This window comes from Rhizobium sp. Root1204, from assembly GCF_001424965.1.
GTDB lineage: Bacteria > Pseudomonadota > Alphaproteobacteria > Rhizobiales > Rhizobiaceae > Pararhizobium.
This window is the reverse complement of the sequence record NZ_LMCZ01000008.1, coordinates 92,258-113,356: the sequence shown is the minus strand read 5'-3', so window position 1 is coordinate 113,356 and position 21,099 is coordinate 92,258. Positions and strand designations below refer to the sequence as shown.

General features: G+C 60.3%; 19 protein-coding genes and 2 pseudogenes. 12 read left to right on the top strand and 9 right to left on the bottom strand.

Features of this window, described 5'->3' with window-relative positions:
* Nucleotides 1–9: 9 nt before the first annotated feature.
* The 4 genes and pseudogenes from ASC96_RS10995 to purU (ASC96_RS33750) form a co-directional block, all read left to right on the top strand.
* Nucleotides 10–1,338 (top strand): FMN-binding glutamate synthase family protein, encoded by a 1,329-nt coding sequence (locus ASC96_RS10995; protein WP_060503084.1) that lies wholly within the window; start codon nt 10–12, stop codon nt 1,336–1,338.
* 91 nt (nt 1,339–1,429) lie between these two features.
* On the top strand, nt 1,430–2,737 hold the full coding sequence (gene glnT / locus ASC96_RS10990; protein ID WP_060503083.1) for a type III glutamate--ammonia ligase: 1,308 nt from the start codon (nt 1,430–1,432) through the stop codon (nt 2,735–2,737).
* A gap of 161 nt (nt 2,738–2,898) precedes the next feature.
* A pseudogene (gene purU / locus ASC96_RS10985) lies at nt 2,899–3,659 on the top strand (formyltetrahydrofolate deformylase); the annotation flags it as partial.
* 1 nt (nt 3,660) lies between these two features.
* Nucleotides 3,661–3,883 (top strand): annotated as a pseudogene (gene purU / locus ASC96_RS33750) (formyltetrahydrofolate deformylase); the annotation flags it as partial.
* An 86-nt stretch (nt 3,884–3,969) separates the two neighbouring features.
* Here the strand turns inward: purU (ASC96_RS33750) and ASC96_RS10980 are convergent.
* A complete protein-coding gene (locus tag ASC96_RS10980) occupies nt 3,970–5,301 on the bottom strand; it encodes an FAD-binding oxidoreductase (protein WP_060503082.1) in 1,332 nt (443 codons plus the stop codon).
* A 105-nt stretch (nt 5,302–5,406) separates the two neighbouring features.
* The gene (locus ASC96_RS10975; RefSeq protein WP_060503081.1) at nt 5,407–6,441 is read right to left on the bottom strand and encodes a LacI family DNA-binding transcriptional regulator; all 1,035 of its coding nucleotides are present in this window, start codon (nt 6,439–6,441) and stop codon (nt 5,407–5,409) included.
* Nucleotides 6,442–6,578: 137 nt separating this feature from the next.
* On the opposite strand from ASC96_RS10975, the gene ASC96_RS10970 reads away from it, so the two are divergent.
* The 7 genes from ASC96_RS10970 (at nt 6,579) to ASC96_RS10935 (ending at nt 13,385) form a co-directional block, all read left to right on the top strand.
* Nucleotides 6,579–7,604, top strand: a complete 1,026-nt coding sequence (locus tag ASC96_RS10970) for a Gfo/Idh/MocA family oxidoreductase (RefSeq protein ID WP_277995994.1) — start codon at nt 6,579–6,581, stop codon at nt 7,602–7,604.
* A gap of 16 nt (nt 7,605–7,620) precedes the next feature.
* Nucleotides 7,621–8,523: a sugar phosphate isomerase/epimerase gene (locus ASC96_RS10965; protein WP_060503079.1), complete on the top strand. Its 903-nt coding sequence runs from the start codon at nt 7,621–7,623 to the stop codon at nt 8,521–8,523.
* A 90-nt stretch (nt 8,524–8,613) separates the two neighbouring features.
* On the top strand, nt 8,614–9,846 hold the full coding sequence (locus ASC96_RS10960) for a sugar ABC transporter substrate-binding protein (protein WP_060503162.1): 1,233 nt from the start codon (nt 8,614–8,616) through the stop codon (nt 9,844–9,846).
* Between the two features lie 263 nt (nt 9,847–10,109).
* Nucleotides 10,110–11,012 (top strand): sugar ABC transporter permease, encoded by a 903-nt coding sequence (locus ASC96_RS10950; RefSeq protein WP_060503077.1) that lies wholly within the window; start codon nt 10,110–10,112, stop codon nt 11,010–11,012.
* Nucleotides 11,009–11,836, top strand: coding sequence for a carbohydrate ABC transporter permease (locus ASC96_RS10945; RefSeq protein ID WP_060503076.1), 828 nt, complete (start codon nt 11,009–11,011; stop codon nt 11,834–11,836). Before ASC96_RS10950 ends, ASC96_RS10945 begins: the two co-directional genes overlap by 4 nt.
* A complete protein-coding gene (ugpC, locus tag ASC96_RS10940; RefSeq protein WP_060503075.1) occupies nt 11,833–12,900 on the top strand; it encodes a sn-glycerol-3-phosphate ABC transporter ATP-binding protein UgpC in 1,068 nt (355 codons plus the stop codon). Before ASC96_RS10945 ends, ugpC begins: the two co-directional genes overlap by 4 nt.
* 89 nt (nt 12,901–12,989) lie before the next feature.
* On the top strand, nt 12,990–13,385 hold the full coding sequence (locus ASC96_RS10935) for a winged helix-turn-helix domain-containing protein (RefSeq protein ID WP_060503074.1): 396 nt from the start codon (nt 12,990–12,992) through the stop codon (nt 13,383–13,385).
* Here the strand turns inward: ASC96_RS10935 and modC are convergent.
* From modC to modA, 3 genes are all read right to left on the bottom strand, one after another.
* Complete coding sequence (modC, locus tag ASC96_RS10930) at nt 13,360–14,427, bottom strand: molybdenum ABC transporter ATP-binding protein (protein ID WP_060503073.1); 1,068 nt, start codon at nt 14,425–14,427, stop codon at nt 13,360–13,362. The two genes, ASC96_RS10935 and modC, sit on opposite strands and share 26 nt — an antisense overlap.
* Nucleotides 14,424–15,125: a molybdate ABC transporter permease subunit gene (modB, locus tag ASC96_RS10925; protein ID WP_060503072.1), complete on the bottom strand. Its 702-nt coding sequence runs from the start codon at nt 15,123–15,125 to the stop codon at nt 14,424–14,426. Before modB ends, modC begins: the two co-directional genes overlap by 4 nt.
* Before the next feature lie 88 nt (nt 15,126–15,213).
* The gene (modA, locus tag ASC96_RS10920) at nt 15,214–16,008 is read right to left on the bottom strand and encodes a molybdate ABC transporter substrate-binding protein (RefSeq protein WP_060503161.1); all 795 of its coding nucleotides are present in this window, start codon (nt 16,006–16,008) and stop codon (nt 15,214–15,216) included.
* A gap of 187 nt (nt 16,009–16,195) precedes the next feature.
* Between modA and ung the strand changes: the two genes are divergently transcribed.
* A complete protein-coding gene (gene ung, locus ASC96_RS10915) occupies nt 16,196–16,897 on the top strand; it encodes a uracil-DNA glycosylase (protein WP_060503071.1) in 702 nt (233 codons plus the stop codon).
* Here ung and ASC96_RS10910 read toward each other — a convergent pair.
* Genes ASC96_RS10910 through ASC96_RS10900 form a run of 4 tightly spaced genes read right to left on the bottom strand, consistent with a single transcriptional unit; the run spans nt 16,894 to nt 21,021 of the window.
* Nucleotides 16,894–17,802 carry a DMT family transporter gene (locus ASC96_RS10910; protein ID WP_082512017.1) on the bottom strand — a complete coding sequence of 303 codons (909 nt, stop codon included), beginning with the start codon at nt 17,800–17,802 and terminating at the stop codon, nt 16,894–16,896. The two genes, ung and ASC96_RS10910, sit on opposite strands and share 4 nt — an antisense overlap.
* An 8-nt stretch (nt 17,803–17,810) precedes the next feature.
* Nucleotides 17,811–17,939: a hypothetical protein gene (locus ASC96_RS34250; protein ID WP_277995993.1), complete on the bottom strand. Its 129-nt coding sequence runs from the start codon at nt 17,937–17,939 to the stop codon at nt 17,811–17,813.
* A complete protein-coding gene (locus ASC96_RS10905; protein WP_060503069.1) occupies nt 17,936–19,255 on the bottom strand; it encodes an HlyD family type I secretion periplasmic adaptor subunit in 1,320 nt (439 codons plus the stop codon). The genes ASC96_RS34250 and ASC96_RS10905 overlap by 4 nt, the downstream gene beginning before the upstream one ends.
* On the bottom strand, nt 19,252–21,021 hold the full coding sequence (locus ASC96_RS10900; RefSeq protein ID WP_060503068.1) for a type I secretion system permease/ATPase: 1,770 nt from the start codon (nt 21,019–21,021) through the stop codon (nt 19,252–19,254). Before ASC96_RS10900 ends, ASC96_RS10905 begins: the two co-directional genes overlap by 4 nt.
* Nucleotides 21,022–21,099: the final 78 nt, after the last annotated feature.

Genomic DNA, 21,099 nt, shown 5'->3' with positions numbered 1-21,099 from the left:
GAACCCTACATGAGCTATCACAACCCCTATACCCCGCCGCGCAAGTCAGCGACTTTCGACGATTACACACTCGCGGAAATCCGCCGCGCGGCAGCCACGGGCATTTATGATATTCGTGGCGCCGGGACCAAGCGCAAGGTTCCGCATTTCGACGACCTCCTGTTCCTTGGTGCTTCGATCTCTCGCTATCCGCTCGAAGGTTACCGCGAGAAATGCGACACGTCCGTCGTGCTCGGTGCGCGTCATGCCAAGAAGCCGATCGTCCTGAAAACCCCGATCACCATTGCCGGCATGAGCTTCGGGGCGCTTTCGGGCAATGCCAAGGAAGCGCTTGGCCGTGGGGCGACGATCGCCGGAACATCGACGACCACTGGTGACGGTGGCATGACCGACGAGGAGCGTGGCCATTCACAGACGCTGGTCTACCAGTATCTGCCATCGCGCTATGGTATGAACCCGAAGGACCTGCGCCGTGCCGATGCGATCGAGATCGTTGTCGGCCAGGGCGCCAAGCCCGGCGGTGGCGGCATGCTGCTCGGCCAGAAGATTTCCGATCGTGTCGCCAATATGCGCAACCTGCCCAAGGGCATTGACCAGCGTTCGGCCTGCCGTCATCCGGACTGGACCGGCCCGGACGATCTCGAAATCAAGATCATGGAACTGCGCGAAATCACCGATTGGGAAAAGCCGATCTATGTGAAGGTCGGTGGTGCGCGTCCTTATTACGATACTGCTCTTGCGGTGAAGGCCGGTGCCGACGTCGTCGTGCTCGATGGCATGCAGGGCGGCACGGCGGCTACGCAGGACGTGTTCATCGAGAATGTCGGCATGCCAATCCTTGCCTGCATCCGCCCGGCCGTTCAGGCGCTTCAGGATCTCGGCATGCACCGCAAGGTTCAACTGATCGTCTCGGGCGGTATCCGTTCCGGCGCAGACGTCGCCAAAGCCCTGGCGCTCGGCGCTGACGCGGTCGCGATCGGTACGGCTGCACTCGTTGCCATCGGCGATAATGATCCACACTGGGAAGCGGAATATCAGAAGCTCGGAACGACGGCCGGTGCCTATGACGACTGGCACGAAGGCAAGGATCCCGCCGGCATCACGACGCAGGACCCGGAGCTTTCCAAGCGCCTCGATCCGGTCGCGGCCGGGCGCCGTCTCGCCAATTACCTCAAGGTGATGACGCTGGAGGCCCAGACGATCGCGCGGGCCTGCGGCAAGAACCATCTGCACAATCTGGAGCCGGAGGATCTTGTCGCACTGACGCTCGAGGCATCGGCCATGGCGCAGGTGCCGTTGGCCGGTACCAGCTGGATCCCAGGCAAGGGAGGCTTCTGACCCAAACATACCTTCGGCCGTTGCCCGATCTTAAAAGTCAGGCAGCGGCCTTTTTACGAAAAAGTGTCTGAATAATCCAAAGGGGAACGCAGTGACACTCGATCTTGCCAGCTTTGCCAAAGACCGTGGCATCAAATATTTCATGATCAGTTATACCGACCTGTTCGGTGGCCAGCGGGCGAAGCTCGTCCCGGCCGAGGCGATTGCCGACATGCAGAAGAATGGTGCGGGTTTTGCCGGGTTTGCCACCTGGCTCGACCTTACGCCCGCCCACCCAGACCTGTTTGCGCTTCCCGATCCGTCCTCGGTCATCCAGCTCCCCTGGAAGAAGGATGTGGCCTGGGTCGCCGCCGATTGCGTCATGGAAGACCAGCCGGTGGACCAGGCACCGCGCGTCATGCTGAAACGCCTGATCGCTGAAGCGGCCAAGGAGGGCCTTCGCGTCAAGACCGGCGTCGAGCCGGAATTCTTCCTGATCTCACCGGATGGCGGCAAGATTTCCGACGAGTTCGATAATGCCGAAAAGCCCTGCTACGACCAGCAGGCTATCATGCGCCGCTATGACGTGATCGCCGAAATCTGCGACTACATGCTCGAACTTGGCTGGAAGCCCTACCAGAACGACCATGAGGATGCGAACGGCCAGTTTGAAATGAACTGGGAATATGACGATGCTCTGCAGACTGCCGACAAGCATTCGTTCTTCAAGTTCATGGTCAAGACGATCGCCGAAAAACACGGCCTTCGCGCCACCTTCATGCCAAAGCCCTTCAAGGGGCTGACCGGCAACGGCTGCCACGCCCATATCTCCGTCTGGGATCTGGACGGCAAGACCAATGCCTTTGCCGACAAGGAAATGCCGTTCGGTCTGTCCGCCCAGGGAAGGACTTTCCTCGGTGGTATCATGAAGCACGCGTCGGCACTTGCTGCAGTGACCAATCCGACCGTCAACTCCTACAAGCGTATCAACGCGCCGCGCACGATTTCCGGTGCCACCTGGGCGCCGAATACGGTGACATGGACCGGCAACAACCGCACGCACATGGTCCGCGTTCCCGGTCCCGGCCGGTTCGAATTGCGTCTGCCGGATGGCGCGGTCAACCCGTATCTTCTGCAGGCGATCATCATCGCAGCGGGCTTGAACGGTATCCGGAAGAATGCCGATCCGGGCCGTCATTGGGACATCGACATGTACAAGGAAGGCCACACCGTTACCGGCGCACCGCTCCTGCCACTGAACCTGCTCGATGCACTCAGGGAATACGACAAGGACGAGGAGCTGAAGGCGGCGCTTGGCAAGAGTTTCTCCAGCGCCTACCTGAAGCTCAAGCATCAGGAGTGGAATGCCTACGCCTCGCATTTCACCGATTGGGAGCGGCAGACGACGCTCGATATCTGAGCCTCAGGCCAAGTTCCAAGATCAGAAGAGACGGCATGGCCTGTTCCTGCTATCCGATGTCGCGAAACGGATGGACGGGCAGGCCAGCGCCGCGCTAGCTTCCGTTCCACGATGCTGGGCCGGGAGGGCCAGCCAAGACCCAAACCGAGAGACTGAGACCGATGAAGAGCTACGTTCTGACCGTATCGTGCAAATCCACCCGTGGCATTGTCGCGGCGATTACCGGCTATCTGGCCGACGAAGGCTGTTACATCACCGACAGTTCGCAGTTCGACGACATGGAAACCGGCCTGTTCTTCATGCGGCTGACTTTCATCAGCCAGGAAGGCGCTGCGCTTGAGAAGCTGAAGACCGGGTTCGAGGCGGTGAAGACCCGGTTTGGCATGGAAGCCGATATCCGTGATTCCGAGCACCGGATGAAGGTGCTTTTGATGGTGTCGCGTTTCGGCCATTGCCTCAACGACCTGCTCTACCGCTGGAAGATCGGCGCTTTGCCGATCGACATCGTCGGCGTGGTCTCCAACCATTTCGATTACCAGAAGGTGGTCGTCAATCACGATATCCCGTTCCATCATATCCCGGTGACCAAGGCCAACAAGGCGCAGGCGGAAGCCCGGATGATGGACGTGGTCGAGCAGACCGGCACCGAGCTGATCGTGCTTGCCCGCTACATGCAGATCCTGTCGGATGCCATCTGCCAGAAGATGTCGGGGCAGATCATCAACATCCACCACTCGTTCCTGCCGTCCTTCAAGGGCGCCAACCCCTACAAGCAAGCCTATGAGCGCGGCGTGAAGCTGATTGGTGCGACGGCGCATTACGTCACCGCCGATCTCGACGAAGGCCCGATCATCGAGCAGGACATCGCCCGCATCACCCATGCGCAGTCGGCCGAGGACTATGTCTCGATCGGCCGCGATGTNCACCGCCGATCTCGACGAAGGCCCGATCATCGAGCAGGACATCGCCCGCATCACCCATGCGCAGTCGGCCGAGGACTATGTCTCGATCGGCCGCGATGTGGAGAGCCAGGTTCTGGCGCGCGCCGTGCACGCCCATATCCACCACCGTACCTTCATCAACGGCAACCGCACTGTCGTCTTCCCGGCAAGCCCGGGATCCTATGCCTCCGAGCGCATGGGGTGATCTTAGCCAGCTTGCCGTCGTTCTTCGCATCCCCGGACGCCCTATGCGTCCGGGGATGTTTCACATCTGGGGATGTGCCGTGCAACTCAAACGGGCGGCGCAATCTCAAGCGGGGAGCCATCTGAAAAGCGGCTGAATCGGAACGGCGCGGGATCAACGATCGGCGTGGTGCCCATGACGAGGTCGGCGGAGAGATGGCCGGCGCCTGGGCCGATGCCGAAGCCGTGGCCTGAAAATCCTGTCGCGATTGTCAGTCCCGGGATGGCTTCCAATGTCGAGATGATCGGCACGGCGTCCGGCGTCACATCGATCAGGCCAGCCCAGATCTGCTCCACCCTCGCATCGCGCAGCACCGGCAGCGCTTCCGTGGCGGCTTGCAGCGCGCGCAAGGCGGCCTTGCCATCCGGTTTCGGATCGAGAATCCGGTGATGTTCGAATGCGCCGGGCCGGTCGAGCGGGACGGCGGAAATTTCGAACAGTTCATTCCAGCTCTGTGCGCTCAGGCCGAGTTGTACTGCGTCCCCTTCGGCTTTTCTGGCAGGCTGGAAATCCCGGAATAAGGCAAAACTGTCCGGCACCAGCGCATGCATGTTGATACCGCCGTTGGCGATGGTGTAGCCACCGTCGAGGCGTTTGCGATAGGCATACGACGCGGTTGCGCCCGCGCCGTCCGGTCCACGGTTGACTGCGCTGGTGCGCAATACCGAGTTGCGCACTTTCAGTTGCGGCAGCCGGATGCCAAGTCCCTTGCAGAACAGCCGTGACCATGCACCGCCGGCAAGCACGGCGGCGGAGGTTTCGATGCGGCCCTTCTCTGTGATGACGGCGCTGATGCGGCCAGCACTTTTCTCGATGCCGCGCACGGCGCAGCTGGTCAGGATACGGGCACCGGCCCGGCGCGCGCCCGCCGCAATCGCAGGTACCGCCTTTTGCGGTTCGGCGCGGCCATCGCTTGGCGTGTAGAGCGCGCCTTTGTACCGTTGCCCGGCGCCCAGCATCACGGCAGCCGTTTCGTCGGGGCCGATCTGGCGCGTGTCGAGGCCGTGCGCTTGCGCCAGTTTCAACCAGGCGTCGCGATTGGCGACATCCGTCTCGGTCTCGGAGATATAGACAATCCCCGAACGGTGAAATCCGGTGTTGCCGCCAACGCGCGCATCCAGCCCATCCCAGATTTTCAGGGCCTCAATCGCCAGCGGAATTTCACGCCGGTCGCGGCCCATGACACGGACCCAGCCCCAGTTGCGGCTCGACTGTTCGCCCCCGAGTACGCCCTTTTCGCACAGCACGACATCGACGCCGCGTTCGGCCAGGAATAGCGCCGTGCTGACCCCGATAATGCCGCCGCCGATGATGATGACGTCTGCTTTCTTTGGCAGGGCGTGGTCGGTTTCACTGCGATCGAGAATGGGGCCGGGCATGGGCGAAGGTTCCGTGCGTCGAAGGAAGTTATCTCCGATGTGCACGGTATCTTGCCGTTGTTCAAGTCGCAAAGACTGGCCGCTTGCCGGTCCTGCGACGTGGCCTCAGGCGGGCAGTGAAAAAGCGTCGCTCTCACCCTCGACCAGGTCTTCCGGCCAGACCTTCCTGAGTTCCGCATCCGGATAGAAATGGCTAAAGGCCGGCATGGTCGCAAGGAGCGCTTCCGCCAGTGCGATCCCGAGATCGCGGCGCGATAGCGTGAAGCCGGTCAGGCTTGGCGAGAGGAAATGCGATTGCGGGCTCTGGCGGCCGATGATTGCGATATCGCGTCCAGGCTTGAGGCCGGCTTCGCTCATGCCACGATAGAAGCCTATGGCGATGGTTTCATTGACCAAAAGGATTGCGGTCGGCCGGTCCTTCATGGCCAGCAATTGCTGGGCGACATGATAGCCACCTGCCTCGTTCGGCTTCGAGTTGAAGACGAGATCAGGATCGAGCGTCAGTCCGTGTGCAGCAAGTGCCCGGGCGCTCTGATCGACGAAGAGATGACCGAGGTTGATATCATCATGCGGCCTTGTCACGGCGATCCGGCGATGACCCTTGGCCACCAGGCGGTCGATCGAGGTTTGCGCCATGCCTTCGAAATCGAGATCGAGCCAGGGCTGGCCGACATCCGTCAGGCTGCGTCCGAGCGTAACGAACGGAATCTTGCGTTTGGCGAGAAATTCGAAGCGTGGATCGTGCCGCTGCGTCGCCGACAGGATGAGGCCATCGGCAAAACCACGCGCGACGACGCGGCGGAGATAGTCGTCGGGGTCTTCTTCCGATGAGCAGAGCAGGGCAACCAGATCGAGATGGTGGCGGGCAAACACCGTTTGCACGCCGTCGAATACACTCATGAAGAACGTATCACCCTGGCCGGTGATCTCCGTGCCGGTCTGCATCATGAAGCCGATGATGTTGGTGGTGCCCTGGCGCAGGCTGCGGCCGGATTGATTGGGCACATAGCCGAGTTCTGCCGCTGCTTCGAGAACCTTGCGGCGTGTTTCCTCGTTGACGTCAGGGCGCCCGTTCAGCGCCCGCGAGACGGTGCCGATAGAAATATCCAGATGCTGTGCAAGCCTGCGTATGCCCGTCATTTCAGCTGCTTTCAACGCGTGATTTCGGTTGCCCAATGCTTCTCTATTGACACGTTTCAAAAATCGTTCATAGTTCCGTAAACGTTTACGGTGGCCGAAAAGGAGCGAAAACCGTAGACTTTAAGGAGGAGAAACCCATTTTGCGTGCAGTTCTGTGCGGGTGCGGAGCTATGGCCAAAGGCTGGCTCAAGGCGATCGCTGAAACCCCTGAAATTCGCTCGGCGGTTGAAGTCGTCGGGCTGGTCGACGTCAATCCGGTGGCAGCGAAAGCCCTGGCCGCCGAATTCGGATTGGCGGATGCGGTTATCGGTTCTGATCTCGGCGATGTCTTGCAAAAGACCTCCGCCGAAATCGTCTTCGATGTCGTCATTCCATCCGCCCGCCACGATGTGGTGGGAACGGCGCTCGCCCATGGCTGTCACGTGCTCAGCGAAAAGCCGATGGCAGCGTCGATTGAAGCGGGCCGTTCGTTGATTGCGCAAGCCGAGGCCGCAGGAAAGATTCACGCCATTGTCCAGAACCGCCGGTTCATCTCTGGTATTCGCCGCATCCGCCGTCTGGTGGAAAGCGGTGCGCTTGGCGAACTAACGGCGATCCATTGCGACTTCTTCATCGGCGCGCATTTCGGCGGGTTCCGCGAAGAGATGGACAATGTGCTGCTTCTCGACATGGCGATCCACACATTCGACGCCGCCCGTTTCGTGGCGGACAAGGTGCCGGTGGCGGTCTATTGCCATGAAAGCAATCCGCGCGGTTCCTGGTATGCGCATGGCGCGGCGGCCAACGCGATCTTCGAATTTTCCGATGACGTGACGTTTACCTATCGCGGCTCCTGGTGTGCGGAAGGGGCCAATACCAGCTGGGAAAGCCAGTGGCGGATTATTGGCACCAAGGGCACGCTGCTCTGGGATGGTGCGGACGAATTCAAGGCGGGCGTGATCGCGGGTTCGGAAGGTTTCTTCCGTCCAATCGAGGCTATCGACGTGCCGCAACCGGCAAACGAGGCGCAGACCCATGGCCATGCCAGCGTGATCGCCGACTTCCTCACCGCCATCCGAACCGGCGCCAAGCCGGAGACCGTCAGCAGCGACAATATCAACAGCCTTGCCATGGTGTTTGCGGCGATCGAGAGCGCCCGCACCCGGCAGCGCGTGACCCTATGAAGAACAGGACAGTTTGATGAGCAATCCGGCAAAATCCATCCGTATCGGCACCATGATCAGCGCATCCGCAGGCAAGGCGGCGGAGCGCATCGGCAAGGTGGCAGACTTGGGCTTCGAAAGCTTCGAGCCGTTCTTTTGGCAGACGACCAATGGCCAGAACCTCGCCGAACTTGGCAAGCGCTGCGTCGAGGCGATCGGCGATCGCGATATCACCATTTCGACACTCGGCATGTTCGGCAATCCGCTGGAAACCACCGACATCGACCGCGATACGCTGCAGGGCTGGAAGGACTGCATCGACAACGCCCACCATTTCGGCGCCACTTGCGTGGCGGGTTTCACCGGCCGTATCCGCAACAAACCGCTGACCGACAGCCTGCCGCGCTACAAGGAAGTCTGGAGCGAGCTTGCCAAGCGTGCCGCCGACAAGGGCGTCAAGATCGCGTTTGAGAATTGCGCCATGGATGGCAATTGGGCGACCGGCGACTGGAATATCGCCCACAATCCGGATGCCTGGGAACTGATGTTCAACGAGACACCGGATGATAATATCGGGCTCGAATGGGAGCCTTGCCACCAGATGGTCTATCTCATTGATCCGCTGCCGCAGATCCGCAAATGGGCGAAAAAGATCTTCCACGTGCATGGCAAGGACGCGACGATCCGCTGGGATGTCATTCGCGAGCACGGCATTTTCGGCAAGGAAAAATTCGTCTTCATGCGCACGCCGGGCTTTGGCGACACCAACTGGACGGATGTGATCTCGGAACTACGCCTTGCCGGCTGGTCGGGCTCGATCGACATCGAAGGCTGGCACGATCCGGTTTATCGCGATGCGCTGGAAATGACCGGCCAGGTGCACGGCCTCAATTATCTGAAGACATGCCGGGGCGGTGATTTCGTCACCGATCCCGCCTGATTGATCAGGCAGGCTTGAGAGAACTGACATGGACTGAAGAAGGCCGGCATGGAGGATGTCGGCCGACAGGATAACCACAAGGAGGAAATCATGGGTATCCGCAAATATGCAGTCATTGGTGCAATGGCGCTGGCAGGCGTCTCTATGTTCGGCCTTTCCGCCAAGGCGGAAGATGTGAAGCTCACCGTCTGGTCGCTTGACCGGGACATCCAACCGGCACCGCATCTGGTGGCCGATTTCAACAAGCTCAACAACGGTATCCAGATCGAATACCGCCAGATCCAGTTCGATGATGTGGTGAGCGAGGCGATGCGCGCCTATTCGACCGGCCAGGCGCCGGATATTATCGCCATCGACAATCCCGAGCATGCGCTGTTTTCGTCGCGCGGCGCCTTCCTTGATCTCACCGACATGATCTCGAAATCGACAGTGATCAAGCCGGAGAACTATTTCCCCGGCCCGCTGAAATCGGTTGAATGGGACGGCAAGTATTACGGCGTGCCGAAAGCGACGAACACGATCGCGCTCTACTACAACAAGGACATGTTCAAGGCGAAAGGGCTTGATCCGAACAAGCCGCCGCAGACCTGGGACGAGCTTGTCGAGGACGCACGCAAGCTGACCGACCCGGCGGCCAATGTTTATGGTCTGGCCTTCTCGGCTAAGGCCAACGAAGAAGGCACGTTCCAGTTCCTGCCCTGGGCGCAGATGGGCGGCGGTAGTTATGAAAACATCAATTCCGAAGGTGCCGTAAAGGCATTGACCGTCTGGAAGACGATCATGGACGAGAAGCTGGCTTCCCCGGATACGCTGACCCGCGGCCAGTGGGATTCGACCGGCACGTTCAACTCGGGCAATGCCGCCATGGCGATCTCCGGTCCGTGGGAACTCGACCGCATGTCGCAGGAAGCGAAATTCGACTGGGGCGTGACGCTGCTGCCGGTTCCGCAGGAAGGTGCAGAACGTTCGTCTGCCATGGGCGATTTCAACTGGGCGATCTTCGCCTCGACCAAGCATCCGGAGGAAGCCTTCAAGGCGCTCGAGTTTTTCGCCTCGCAGGATGACAAGATGTTCAAGAATTACGGCCAGCTTCCGGCCCGCTCCGATATCGCGATCCCGGCAACCGGCCAGGCGCTGAAGGATGCTGGACTGCAAGTGTTCCTCGAACAGCTGAAATACGCCAAGCCGCGCGGCCCGCATCCGGAATGGCCGAAGATCTCCAAGGCGATCCAGGATGCCATTCAGGCAGCGCTCACCGGCCAGTCGAGCCCGAAGGACGCGCTTGATCAGGCGGCCGATAAGATCAAGGCTGTGCTGGGCTGATTTGCTCCTCTTCTCCCCAGCGGGGAGAAGATGCCCAACGGGCAGATGAGGGGGATGAGGAGCGGCAGCGACGAATGCTTTCACGAAAGCCATAACCGAACGGCAGTGTGTGCCGCCCCCTCATCCGGCCCTTCGGGCCACCTTCTCCCCGTTGGGGAGAAGGTAAAAACGCCGATGGTTCGTACCATCATCATTTCCTCCCGGAAGGGGTTGTCTTTCGCGCCAATGCGCCAGACAGCCCCGTTCGGAGCATCGGAGGCCCCATGAAGAGGCTGCTTTCCAGCATCCGGGATGGCAACGGTTTCGATATCGTGCTCGTCGCCTTTCCGCTCGGTTTTCTGTTCCTGATGGCGGGTCTGCCGCTGCTCTACAATATCCTGATGAGCTTTCAGGAAGTCGATATGTTCAGCCTCGGCACGTTCCTGCGCCCCTTCGTCGGCTTCAAGAACTATCAGGATCTGTTTTCTCAACCGGAGACATGGCCGATCCTTGGCAATACCGCGATCTTCGTCACCGGTTCGATTGCCGGGCAATTCCTGATCGGCTTTGGGCTGGCGCTGTTCTTCTGGGTCAATTTCCCCGGGGCTTCCTGGCTGCGCGGCTTGTTTCTCGTGTCCTGGGTCATGCCGGGCCTCGTCGTCGGCGCCATCTGGAACTGGATCCTGTCGGGAGATTTCGGCGTGTTGAATTTCATGCTGCGGGAAACCGGCATCATCTCGGGCAACATTTTCTGGCGCTCCGATCCGAACTATTCGCTCTATGCGGTCATCATCGCCAATATCTGGCTGGGCACTGCCTTCAACATGATCCTATTATCCGTCGGGCTGGCCAGCATTCCCGGCGATCTCTATGAGGCTGCCGAACTCGACGGCGCCAATGCCTGGCAACGCTTCTGGACGATCACCCTGCCGATGATGCGCTCGACCATCGGCGCCATCGTTTCGCTTGGCCTGATCTTCACGCTGCAGCAATTCGACCTTTTTGCCGCCATCACCTCCGGCGGGCCGAACAATTCGTCCAACGTCACGCAATACTGGGCGTGGGACCTGTCCTTCCGGCAATATGACTTCGCCAAAGGAGCGACGATCTCCGTCATCATGATCGTCTTCGTGATGTTCGCCTCGGTCGTCTATGTCCGCTCCACACGTCATGAGGTGCGCGGATGAGTGATACCAATCGCAACCGCCTGATGCTGGTGATCGCCATCGTCATGGCAGCAATCTATCTGTTCCCGCTTTACTGGATGTTCATCACCGCTTTGAAAAGCGGTTCGGAGATGTTTGCGACGCCGCCGAGCTTTTGGCCGTCAGAGCCGCAATGGGCCACCTACGCCTTCGTCTGGGAAAGCCGGGGCATGGGACGCTATCTGTGGAACTCGCTGGTCATCGCCTTCGGCTCGGTCACCCTGATCACCGTGCTCGGTGTCGGCTGTGCCTATGTGCTGGCGCGGTACAGGAATGTCTGGGTCGATATCGGCCTGTTCCTGATCCTGATGCTGCAGGTGCTACCGGCGTCGCTGATGATCACGCCGATCTTCGTCGGTTTCTCGCAGCTGGGAATGCTGAATTATCCGCGCCTGGCGGTGATCATCGCCATTGCTGCCAAAAGCATGCCATTCTTTGTCGTACTGGTGCGCGCCACCTTCATGGCGGTGCCACAGGAGCTGGAAGAAGCAGCCCTTGTTGACGGCAATTCGCGGGTCGGCGCTTTCTTCAACATCGTTCTGCCGCTTGCACGCAACGGTATCCTTGTCAGCGCCATTTTGATCTTCATGCAGGCCTTCGGCGAGTTCGTCTATTCGAAATCGATCATCCAGGCGGTGGAACTGCAGCCCGCCAGCGTTGGCCTCAACTCGTTCATGGGACCGAACACCAATGAATGGAACAACATCATGGCCTATGCCACGATCTATGTGACCCCCATCCTCGCCATCTTCGTGCTGCTGCAGCGGCGCATCGTCTCCGGCCTTACTTCGGGAGCCATCAAATGACCAAGCAGATCGAGCTCTCGGGCGTCAATAAATATTACGGTGCCTTCCATGCACTAAAGAACATCGAACTCAGCATCGAGAAGGGCAGCTTCGTCGCGCTTGTCGGTCCGTCCGGCTGTGGCAAGTCCACGCTGTTGCGGTCGCTCGCCGGACTGGAAAGCATCTCGACGGGCGATCTGAAAATTGCCGGTGAGCTGATGAACAACGTGCCGCCGCGCAAGCGGGATATCGCCATGGTGTTCCAGTCCTATGCGCTTTATCCGCATATGACGGTGGAGCAGAACCTGACCTACAGTTTGCGCATTCGCGGTGTCCCCAAAGCGGAGGCCAAAAAGGCGGCGGAAGAAGTTGCGGCAACGACCGGGCTCTCCCAGCTTCTCGGCCGTTATCCGCGCGAGCTTTCCGGCGGCCAGCGCCAGCGTGTCGCCATGAGCCGGGCGATCATCCGCCACCCCAAGGCGTTTCTCTTCGACGAGCCGCTGTCCAACCTCGACGCCGCGCTGCGTGTCCACATGCGCAAGGAAATCCGCACCCTGCATGACCGGCTGGGCGCAACCTCCGTTTATGTGACGCATGACCAGATCGAAGCCATGACCATGGCCGATCATGTCGTGGTGATGAAGGATGGCGTCATCGAGCAGCAGGGCGCACCGCTCGAACTTTACGACCGGCCGGCCAACAAGTTTGTTGCCGGCTTCATCGGTTCGCCGGCGATGAATTTCGTGCCTGCTGTTGTCGGCGAGGATGGCCGTTCGCTGGCGGTCGATGTCGGCGAGAGGCAGACCATCACGCTCGACCGGCAGCTACAGCCGGGCCGCAGGGTGACGGCGGGATTGAGGCCTGAACATCTGCATTTCGTCGAGCCGGGGCAGGGTGTTTTCCGCCTGCCGGTCGGCATTGTCGAAAGCACCGGCTCGGCGACTTACATCACGACAGCCACTGCGACGGAGGTGACGATTGTTGAAACGGCGCGCAGACCGGTGAAAACCGGCGATATCATCGATGTGTCGATCCGTCCCGCCGATGTCCATGTGTTCGATGGCGAGACCGGATTGCGGGTATGAGGCAAGCCATTCCAGCGTGATGGCGGCGCTATACATCGGCAGGCCGGCGCGATAATCTCTCGCCGAGCAGCCAAGGTATGCAGAACCGCATGACACAGACAAAATCCAGCAGTCTCCACCCTGTTTTGCGGGTCGATTTTCCACATTCCGAACGGCTGGGGCGGGGCAAGATCGAACTGCTCGAGCATATCCGCGAGACCGGATCGATCTCCGCTGCGGGCCGGGCCATGGATATGTCCTACCGGCGGGCCTGGCTTTTGGTGAGCGCGCTCAACAGCATGTTCAGGCAAGAGGCGGTGGAATCGCAGCGTGGCGGAAAACAGGGCGGCGGTGCGGTTTTGACGCCTTTCGGTGACGAGCTGATCCGTCAGTTTCGAGCGATGGAGGAGAAGGCACAGGCGGCACTGGCATCGGAGCTGGCCTGGCTGCAGGACAATCTCAGCGCCAGCGCGCCGGCGATCAGAGATCCAGAGCCACGCTCTTGATGATCGCGTAAACCGGCTTGCCGGGATTGAGCCCGAGCATGTCGCGGGACAGCACCGTCACCGCCGAGATGATCGTCACACCATCGCAATCCAGCCGTACATCGACCATGCCCTGCGCCGGTTCGCCGATCTCGATGATCATGGCCTGCAGAATGTTGAGCGCACTCAGACCTTCTGGCCGGCTGGTTGCCAGCATGACGTCGCGGGCGGCAATCTGCAGCCGGACGTGTTTGCCAATGGGGGCATTCAGCTGCGGCACGCGGATTTCGACATTTCCGGACCTGATGACCGTGATCTGGTGTTCCATGTCCGTCGTCTCGACAGTGCCGTCGATGACAGCACGGGCCTCGCGGCGGTCGATGGTCGAGGAGGGCTGGCTGAGAATGGTTGCCGCATCGCCAGATGCGCTGATGCGGCCATTTTCCAGGATGATGACCTTTGTCGCCAGCCGGGCGACTTCTGCCACCGAGTGGCTGACATAGATGATCGGAATATCCGCTTCGTCGCGCAGCCGCTCCAGATAGGGTAAAATTTCCGCCTTGCGCTCCTCGTCGAGCGCAGCCATGGGCTCGTCCATCAGCAACAGGCGCGGGTTGGATAACAGCGCCCGGCCGATGGCGATGCGCTGTTTTTCGCCGCCGGAGAGATTGGCCGGCGCGCGGTCCAGCAGTGCGCCGACACCGAGCAGATCGACGATCCGGTTGAAATCCGCACCAACATGGCTGCGGCGGGCAAACCACCGGCCGTAGCCGAGATTGCGTCGCACGCTCAGGTGCGGAAACAGCCGTGCCTCCTGAAAGACGTAACCGAAGCGGCGCCTATGCGCGGGCACGAAAATCTGGTTGTCACCGTCGAAAAGAACGTCTCCATTGAAGGAAAGATGCCCGCCGCCCGGCCGTATAAGACCAGAAATGATATTGATCAGCGATGTTTTGCCGGAGCCCGAGCGGCCGAAGAGGGCGGTCACGCCCTTGTCCGCGGTGAAGGCAGCTTCCACGGAAAATGCGCCGAGCCGATGACGGATATCGACCTTGAGGCTCATGCGGCATCCATTTTCTTTGCGGCAAGATTTGCCAGGATTTCGGACACGATCAGCGCGGCCATCGAAATGACGATGGAAATGAGGGTCAGGCGAAACGCGCCGGCATCGCCACCGGGAACCTGGGTGAAAGTGTAGATCGCTGCCGACAGGGTCTGGGTTTCACCCGGAATATTGGAGACGAACGTAATCGTCGCGCCGAATTCGCCCATCGCCTTGGCAAAGGCGAGCACCATACCGGCGATGATGCCGGGCAGCACCAGCGGCAGGGTGACGGTCAGGAATACCCAGAAGGGTCCGGCACCCAGTGTTGATGCAGCCTGTTCCAACCGTCGATCGACGGCCTCGATCGAGAGGCGAATGCTGCGCACCATCAGCGGGAAGGCCATCACGCCGCAGGCAAGGGCAGCGCCGGTCCAGCGGAAGGAAAAGACGATACCGGTATATTCGGCGAGAAATGCGCCGATCGGGCCGCGTTTGCCGAACAGAACGAGAAGGAGAAAGCCGGTCACGACCGGCGGCAGGATCAGCGGAAGGTGAACCAAGCCGTTGAGGATGGATTTGCCCCAGAAGCGCCCGCGCGCCAGAAGCATGGCGATAGCAATGGCGAAGGGCAGGCTGACGATCATCGCGACGAGCGAGACGCGCAGGCTGAGACGGATTGCCGTCCATTCCGCGTCACTTAAAGTCAACCAGTCCAAATGTGCGTGCTCCGTCCCTGACGGTCAGACGATATGCGCTCCATCCATTCGCGGATAGAGCGCATTGAAGTCTTATTTCCGGCCTGTCTTACTTCAGAACCGTAAAGCCCTGGGCCTCGAACAGTGCGGCGGCCTTGGCAGACTTGACGAAGTCGACATAGGCGGCGGCGTCCGGGTTCTTGCTGTCGGTGGTGATCGCGATCGGATAAACGATCGGCGGATGGCTGTCTTCCGGGAAAGTACCGGCGATCGTCACGTCTTTGTCGGCGGCGGCATCCGTCTGGTAGACGATGCCGTAGGGTGCTTCGCCCTTGGAGACGAGCAGAAGCGCTGCGCGGACGTTTTCAGCACCCGCAACGTTCTTCTCGACCGAAGACCAGATGCCGAGCTTTTCAAGTGCTGCCTTGCCGTATTTGCCGGCCGGCACAGAATTGACGGCGCCCATGGCGAGCTTTTCGTCGCCGAGAAGAGCCTTCAAATCCAGTCCCTGCTTGATATCCACCGGAGCGGCGTCTTTCTTGCCGGTCACCAGAACGATACGGTTGCCGAGCAGGTTGGCGCGGGTTTCGTCCTTGATCAGCTTCTTTTCAGCGACGTAATCCATCCAGGCAAGGTCGGCGGAGATGAAGACGTCGGCCGGTGCGCCGGATTCGATCTGCTTGGCGAGCGCCGAGCTTGCCGCATAGGAAACGGTGGTTTCCTTGCCTGATTCCTTCTTCCATTCGGCATCGATGGCATCGAGCGCGTTCTTGAGGCTTGCTGCGGCAAAGACGGTGACCTTTTCGGCTGCAAGTGCAGGCTGGGCAAGCGCCGCGGCGCCAATCCAGAGTGCAACGGCGGCAGTTCCGAAAAATTTCAGCAAGGTTCGACGTTCAGAGCGCATGCGGTCCCCCATTGGTTTCGAGATATCTCTTTAGATATAACGGTATAATCCGATTGGCCAGCGTTATGTTTGTCAAAATATATTGAAAGTCATTTGCACCGGCCTGCAGCTCGCGGCTTGCTATCGATGCGGCGGAAGTTACATTCGGCGGCACAAGATTGACCGGAATGAACAGGGCAGGGACGCGATGGAATCGAGTGTGAAGATCGAGGAAAGCTGGAAGGCAGCTCTGAGCGCGGAATTCTCCAGCCCTTATATGGCCAGCCTGAAGACGTTCCTGCTTGAGGAGAAAAACAGCGGCAAGCAGATCTTTCCGAAGGGGCCGGAGTATTTTCGCGCGCTGGATCTGACGCCGCTCGACCAGGTGCGCGTCGTCATTCTCGGGCAGGACCCCTATCATGGCGAGGGGCAGGCGCATGGGCTGTCATTCAGCGTCAAGCCGGGCGTGCGCTCCCCGCCGTCACTGGTGAACATCTACAAGGAACTGCAAAGCGATCTCGGCATTGCGCCTGCCCGTCACGGCTTTCTGGAAAGCTGGGCGCGGCAGGGTGTATTGCTGCTCAACAGCGTGCTGACGGTCGAGCGGGCGATGGCGGCATCGCATCAGGGCAAAGGCTGGGAGACGTTCACTGATGCAATCATCCGCGCGGTCAACGATCAGGAACATCCCGTCGTCTTCATCCTCTGGGGATCCTATGCGCAGAAGAAGGCGGCCTTCGTCGACCAGTCGCGCCATCTGGTGCTCCGCTCGCCGCATCCGTCGCCGCTTTCGGCGCATAACGGTTTTTTTGGCACCAAGCCTTTTTCCAGGGCCAATGATTTTCTGGTCTCGAAGGGCCGCCAGCCGATCGAGTGGGCTCTGCCCGCCAACCCGGAAACGCCAGCTTAGGTCAATGTCTGGGAGGAGGGCGGTTCAGGGTTCTTGGCATTGCGGCGGGCAACGATGCTTTCACGCCACACGGTAAAAATGCCGGCGCAAACGACGATCACCGATCCGAGGATCATGTTGAGGTTCAGCGTCTCGCCGAAGACGGAGACGCCGATGATCGAGGCAAAGACCAGCTGAAGATAGGTCAGGGGTTGGACCTCGGCCGCGTCGAGCAGTTCATAGGCCTTGATCAGAAAGAAGTGGCTGGTCGTTCCGGTAATGCACAAGAGCAGCATCCAGGCCCAGTCCTGCGGCGCCAATGTCGTCCAATACAATGGTCCGATCAGCGTGATCGCAACGGCACCGGCGATGCCGGTATAGAAAAAGCTGGTGATCGAGCTATCGTCGCGGCTGACCAGCCTGGTCGAAATCACATAGATCGCAAAGATCAGCGCCGATGAGATCGGGATCAGGAAGTTGATATCGAAGCTGCTGTCGTCCGGTTTCAGGATCAGCAGAACGCCCAGCAACCCGACGATGATTGCCGTCCAGCGCCGCCAACCGACGCGCTCGCCCAGGAGCGGCATGGAAAGCAGCGCCACGAAAAGCGGCCCGGACGAAAAGATTGCCTGCGAATGGGCAAGGCCCACTCGCGAGAACGAGATGATGACGATGACGATCTGTCCAACCAGCAGGATGCCGCGCAGGATCTGCAGTCCCGGGCGTTTTGTCCTTGCGGTGACTACAAGGCCGCCACGCGAACGCGCCGCCAGCGCGATGGCGAAGGCGGCAAAGGCCCAATAGCGGATCATGGTAATGAAGACGGGAGGATAAAGGCTGCCCAGATGCTTGGAAATCGCGTCCTGTATCGAGAAGATTACAAGGGCAGCCAAGACGAAGATATAGCCGGTTTGCTTCGAGGTCATGACCATGGTCATACACCGGTGGTGCCGCAAGCAGCCACGGCATTTTTGCGTTGCAGCACTGTTTGTTTCAAACCGGCGTTTTCCGGCAACACGACGATGATCACCACCGCCGTGTTGCCGGTGTTTGCCTGGCTCAATCCTCGCGGAACGTATGCTGGATCTGTTCGGTCAGCGGTTTCGCGAGATAGGAGATCACCGTGCGATCGGCGATCTTGATGAAGACCTCGGCCGGCATGCCGGGATAAAGGGTCAGCCCCTTCAGGCCCTTCAGGCTCTCCGGCTTCGGTTTGATGCGCAACGGATAGTAGGTCATGCCGGTGCGCTGGTCGGTCACGAGGTCGGGTGCAACGGTGACAACCTCTGCCTCGACGATCGGTGTGGTACGCTGATTGAAGGCGCTGAACCGGACTTCAACCGGCTGGCCGACGCGTATCTGGTCGATGTCATGCGTGGCAATCTTGGCCTCGACCGTCAGGCCGTCAGCGCCGGGGACGACAAGCATCAGAACTTCGCCGGGGTTGATGACGCCGTTCACGCTATGAACGGCCAGCTGATAGATCCGGCCGTCAAGCGGCGCACGAATGTCGATGCGCTTCAGCTGGTCCATGGCGGCGACGCGGCGATCTTCGTATTCGGCGATCTTGCCTTCGACATCCGTCAGCTCCTTGGCATTCTCGGTGCGGCGGTCTTCATCCAGCTGCAGGATTTGCAGGTCGATCTCGCTGGATTTGCCGGCCGCCTGAGCGCGGGCCGCGATACGCGCGCCGCGGTCTCCCTCGAGCTGGGCGCGGTCACGCTTCAGTTCAGTCAGCCGCTGCATGGAAACAAGGCCCTTGCCGTAGAGCTTATCGAGACCCGTCAGTTCTTCGCTGATCAGCTTCAGCGCATCTTCGATCGCTGTGAGCTGAACGCTCAGGCCCTTGGTTTCATCGGCCAGCTGGTCCTTGCGCGATGCGAGCTGGCTTTTCATGCCGACGAGCGCGTTCTTGCGGCTGATGAACAGTTTGCGTTCACTCTGCTCCAGAACTTCACCGGGCGTACTGGTGCCGGATATCAGCTGGCTGAGGTCTTCGGGGATGGTGAAATCGTCTGAGCCGAGCTGTTCTGCGAGAAGCCTGGCCCGGCGCGCATAAAGCTGCGCCAGGGTATTTTGAACGATGGAGAGGTTGGCGCGCACGGTCGTCCCGTCGAGCTTGATCAGGATCTGGCCAGCCTTGACGGTATCGCCTTCCTTAACCAGCACTTCTTCGACGATGCCGCCGGTCAGGTGCTGGATCTTCTTGACATTGTTCTCGACCACGACGGTGCCACTGGCGACGATCGCGCTCGACAGTTCGGTGGTCATTGCCCAGCCGCCGACGCCAACGACGAGGGCGAGGCCGAGGACGGTCACCGCGGTGATATGCCGGCGCAGCGAGCGGTGCGCGCTTATGGGCTTTGCTGTATCGGTCACGATGCGGACTCCTGTCCTTCACCCACGACTTTCAACGATGCGTGGCTTGCAACTTGCTGCTGGCGGTTCTCCTTGCGCAGAATCTGCGCAAGCACTTCGTCCTTTGGCCCAAAGGCCTGCATCCGCCCCTCGTTCATCATCAGCACCATATCGGCGGCGGCGAGCGCACTTGGCCTGTGGGCAATGACAATGACAATACCGCCGCGTGCGCGCACGCTCATGATCGCTTCGCTGAGCGCCTGCTCGCCCTCGGCATCCAGATTGGAGTTGGGTTCGTCGAGGACGATGAGGAAAGGATCTCCGTACAGGGCGCGGGCAAGAGCGACCCGCTGGCGCTGGCCGGCGGAAAGTGCTGCACCGCCTTCGCCAATCTCCGTCTCGTAACCATTGGGCAGTTTGAGAATGAGATCGTGGACACGGGCGGCCTTGGCGGCGGAAACGATCGCGTCCGGTGACGGATTTTCGCTCAGGCGGGCAATGTTCTGCGCCACGGTGCCGGCGAAAAGCTCGACATCCTGGGGCAGATAACCGATGAACCGGCCAAGCCTGTCGGTGTCCCACTGATCAAGTGCTGCACCGTCGAGGCGCACGGAGCCGCGAAAAGCGGGCCAGATGCCGATGAGGGCACGCGCAAGCGAGGACTTGCCGGAGGCGCTGGGGCCGATCACGCCAAGCGCACTGCCGGCTCTCACAGTGAAGTTCACGTCTGCAAAGGTCAGGCGCTGCGCACCGGGAGGGCCACCTGCAAGGCTTTCAGCGCTCAGTTGCCCCTTCGGCACGGGGAGCTCCAACGGTGCCTCCCGTTCCGGCAGGGCCTTGAGCAGTTCCTTCAGGCGAGCCCAGCTCTGGCGGCAGGAAACATAGCCGCGCCAGTTGCCGATCGCGAGTTCTACTGGCGCCAGCGCCCGTGCCGTCAGGATCGAACCGGCGATGATGATGCCGGGCGACGCCAATCCTTCAATGACCAGAACCGCCCCGGTTGCGAGAACCGCGGATTGCAGCGCCATGCGGAACACCTTGGACAAAGCGCCATAGCCGTTGCCGACGTCCGATGTTTCGCGATTCTGCTCCCGGTAGGTATTGTTGCTTTGCTCCCAGAGCTGCGACATCCGCCCCATCATGCCCATGGCCTGCATGACTTCGGCATTGCGCTGCGAAGCCTGGGCGAAGGCGTTGCGATGGTTGCCCGCTTCCGACGCCCTTTTCGATGGGCCTTGCGTGCCGCGGTTCGTCAGGAACGTCAGGGCAATGAGGATGATCGAACCGACGATCGCGACGACGCCGATCAGTGGATGGAAGAGAAAGCAGATGCCGATGTAGAACGGCAGCCAGGGCAGGTCGAAGAAAGCCGCGGGGCCGGTGCCGGACAGGAAGGAACGCACCTGATCGAAATCGCGAAGAGCCTGCAGGCCATCGCCCTGGGTGCGCAGTTTCAAAGGGGCCTGAACCACGGCACGATAGATCCGCGCGCTCATGGCTTCATCCAAGGCCCCTGCGACGCGTACGAGCATGCGGCTGCGCACCATCTCAAAGGCGCCCTGGAACGCATAGAGCAGCAGCGCAAGCAGGCAGAGCGCGATCAATGTCGGGATGCTTCGGCTCGGCAGGACCCGGTCATAGACTTCCAGCATGAAGAAGGAGCCAGTCAGGTAGAGAATGTTGACAAGCGCACTGGCGATAAAGATGCCGATGAACGCCGCCTTGCAGTTCCACAAAGCTTCGGCAGGATCGGATGCGCTGACTTTGTTCTTCGATGAATTCGTCACTGTGGAGGTCCTCGCGAGACGTTCGCCGTCTCAAATGGTGTGCACAATGTGCCACAATTTCTCTAAGGCCGCATTACC

What these genes read in the sequence shown, in the direction of transcription:
- ASC96_RS10975 (WP_060503081.1), bottom strand. Translation starts at nt 6,441, where the DNA reads ATGACGGGCATACGCAGGCTTGCACAGCATCTGGATATTTCTATCGGC.
- ASC96_RS10960 (WP_060503162.1), top strand. Translation starts at nt 8,614, where the DNA reads ATGGGTATCCGCAAATATGCAGTCATTGGTGCAATGGCGCTGGCAGGC.
- ASC96_RS10935 (WP_060503074.1), top strand. Translation starts at nt 12,990, where the DNA reads ATGACACAGACAAAATCCAGCAGTCTCCACCCTGTTTTGCGGGTCGAT.
- ASC96_RS10945 (WP_060503076.1), top strand. Translation starts at nt 11,009, where the DNA reads ATGAGTGATACCAATCGCAACCGCCTGATGCTGGTGATCGCCATCGTC.
- ASC96_RS10980 (WP_060503082.1), bottom strand. Translation starts at nt 5,301, where the DNA reads ATGCCCGGCCCCATTCTCGATCGCAGTGAAACCGACCACGCCCTGCCA.
- ugpC (WP_060503075.1), top strand. Translation starts at nt 11,833, where the DNA reads ATGACCAAGCAGATCGAGCTCTCGGGCGTCAATAAATATTACGGTGCC.
- ASC96_RS10950 (WP_060503077.1), top strand. Translation starts at nt 10,110, where the DNA reads ATGAAGAGGCTGCTTTCCAGCATCCGGGATGGCAACGGTTTCGATATC.
- modA (WP_060503161.1), bottom strand. Translation starts at nt 16,008, where the DNA reads ATGCGCTCTGAACGTCGAACCTTGCTGAAATTTTTCGGAACTGCCGCC.
- ung (WP_060503071.1), top strand. Translation starts at nt 16,196, where the DNA reads ATGGAATCGAGTGTGAAGATCGAGGAAAGCTGGAAGGCAGCTCTGAGC.
- modC (WP_060503073.1), bottom strand. Translation starts at nt 14,427, where the DNA reads ATGAGCCTCAAGGTCGATATCCGTCATCGGCTCGGCGCATTTTCCGTG.
- ASC96_RS10995 (WP_060503084.1), top strand. Translation starts at nt 10, where the DNA reads ATGAGCTATCACAACCCCTATACCCCGCCGCGCAAGTCAGCGACTTTC.
- ASC96_RS10910 (WP_082512017.1), bottom strand. Translation starts at nt 17,802, where the DNA reads ATGACCTCGAAGCAAACCGGCTATATCTTCGTCTTGGCTGCCCTTGTA.
- ASC96_RS10965 (WP_060503079.1), top strand. Translation starts at nt 7,621, where the DNA reads ATGAGCAATCCGGCAAAATCCATCCGTATCGGCACCATGATCAGCGCA.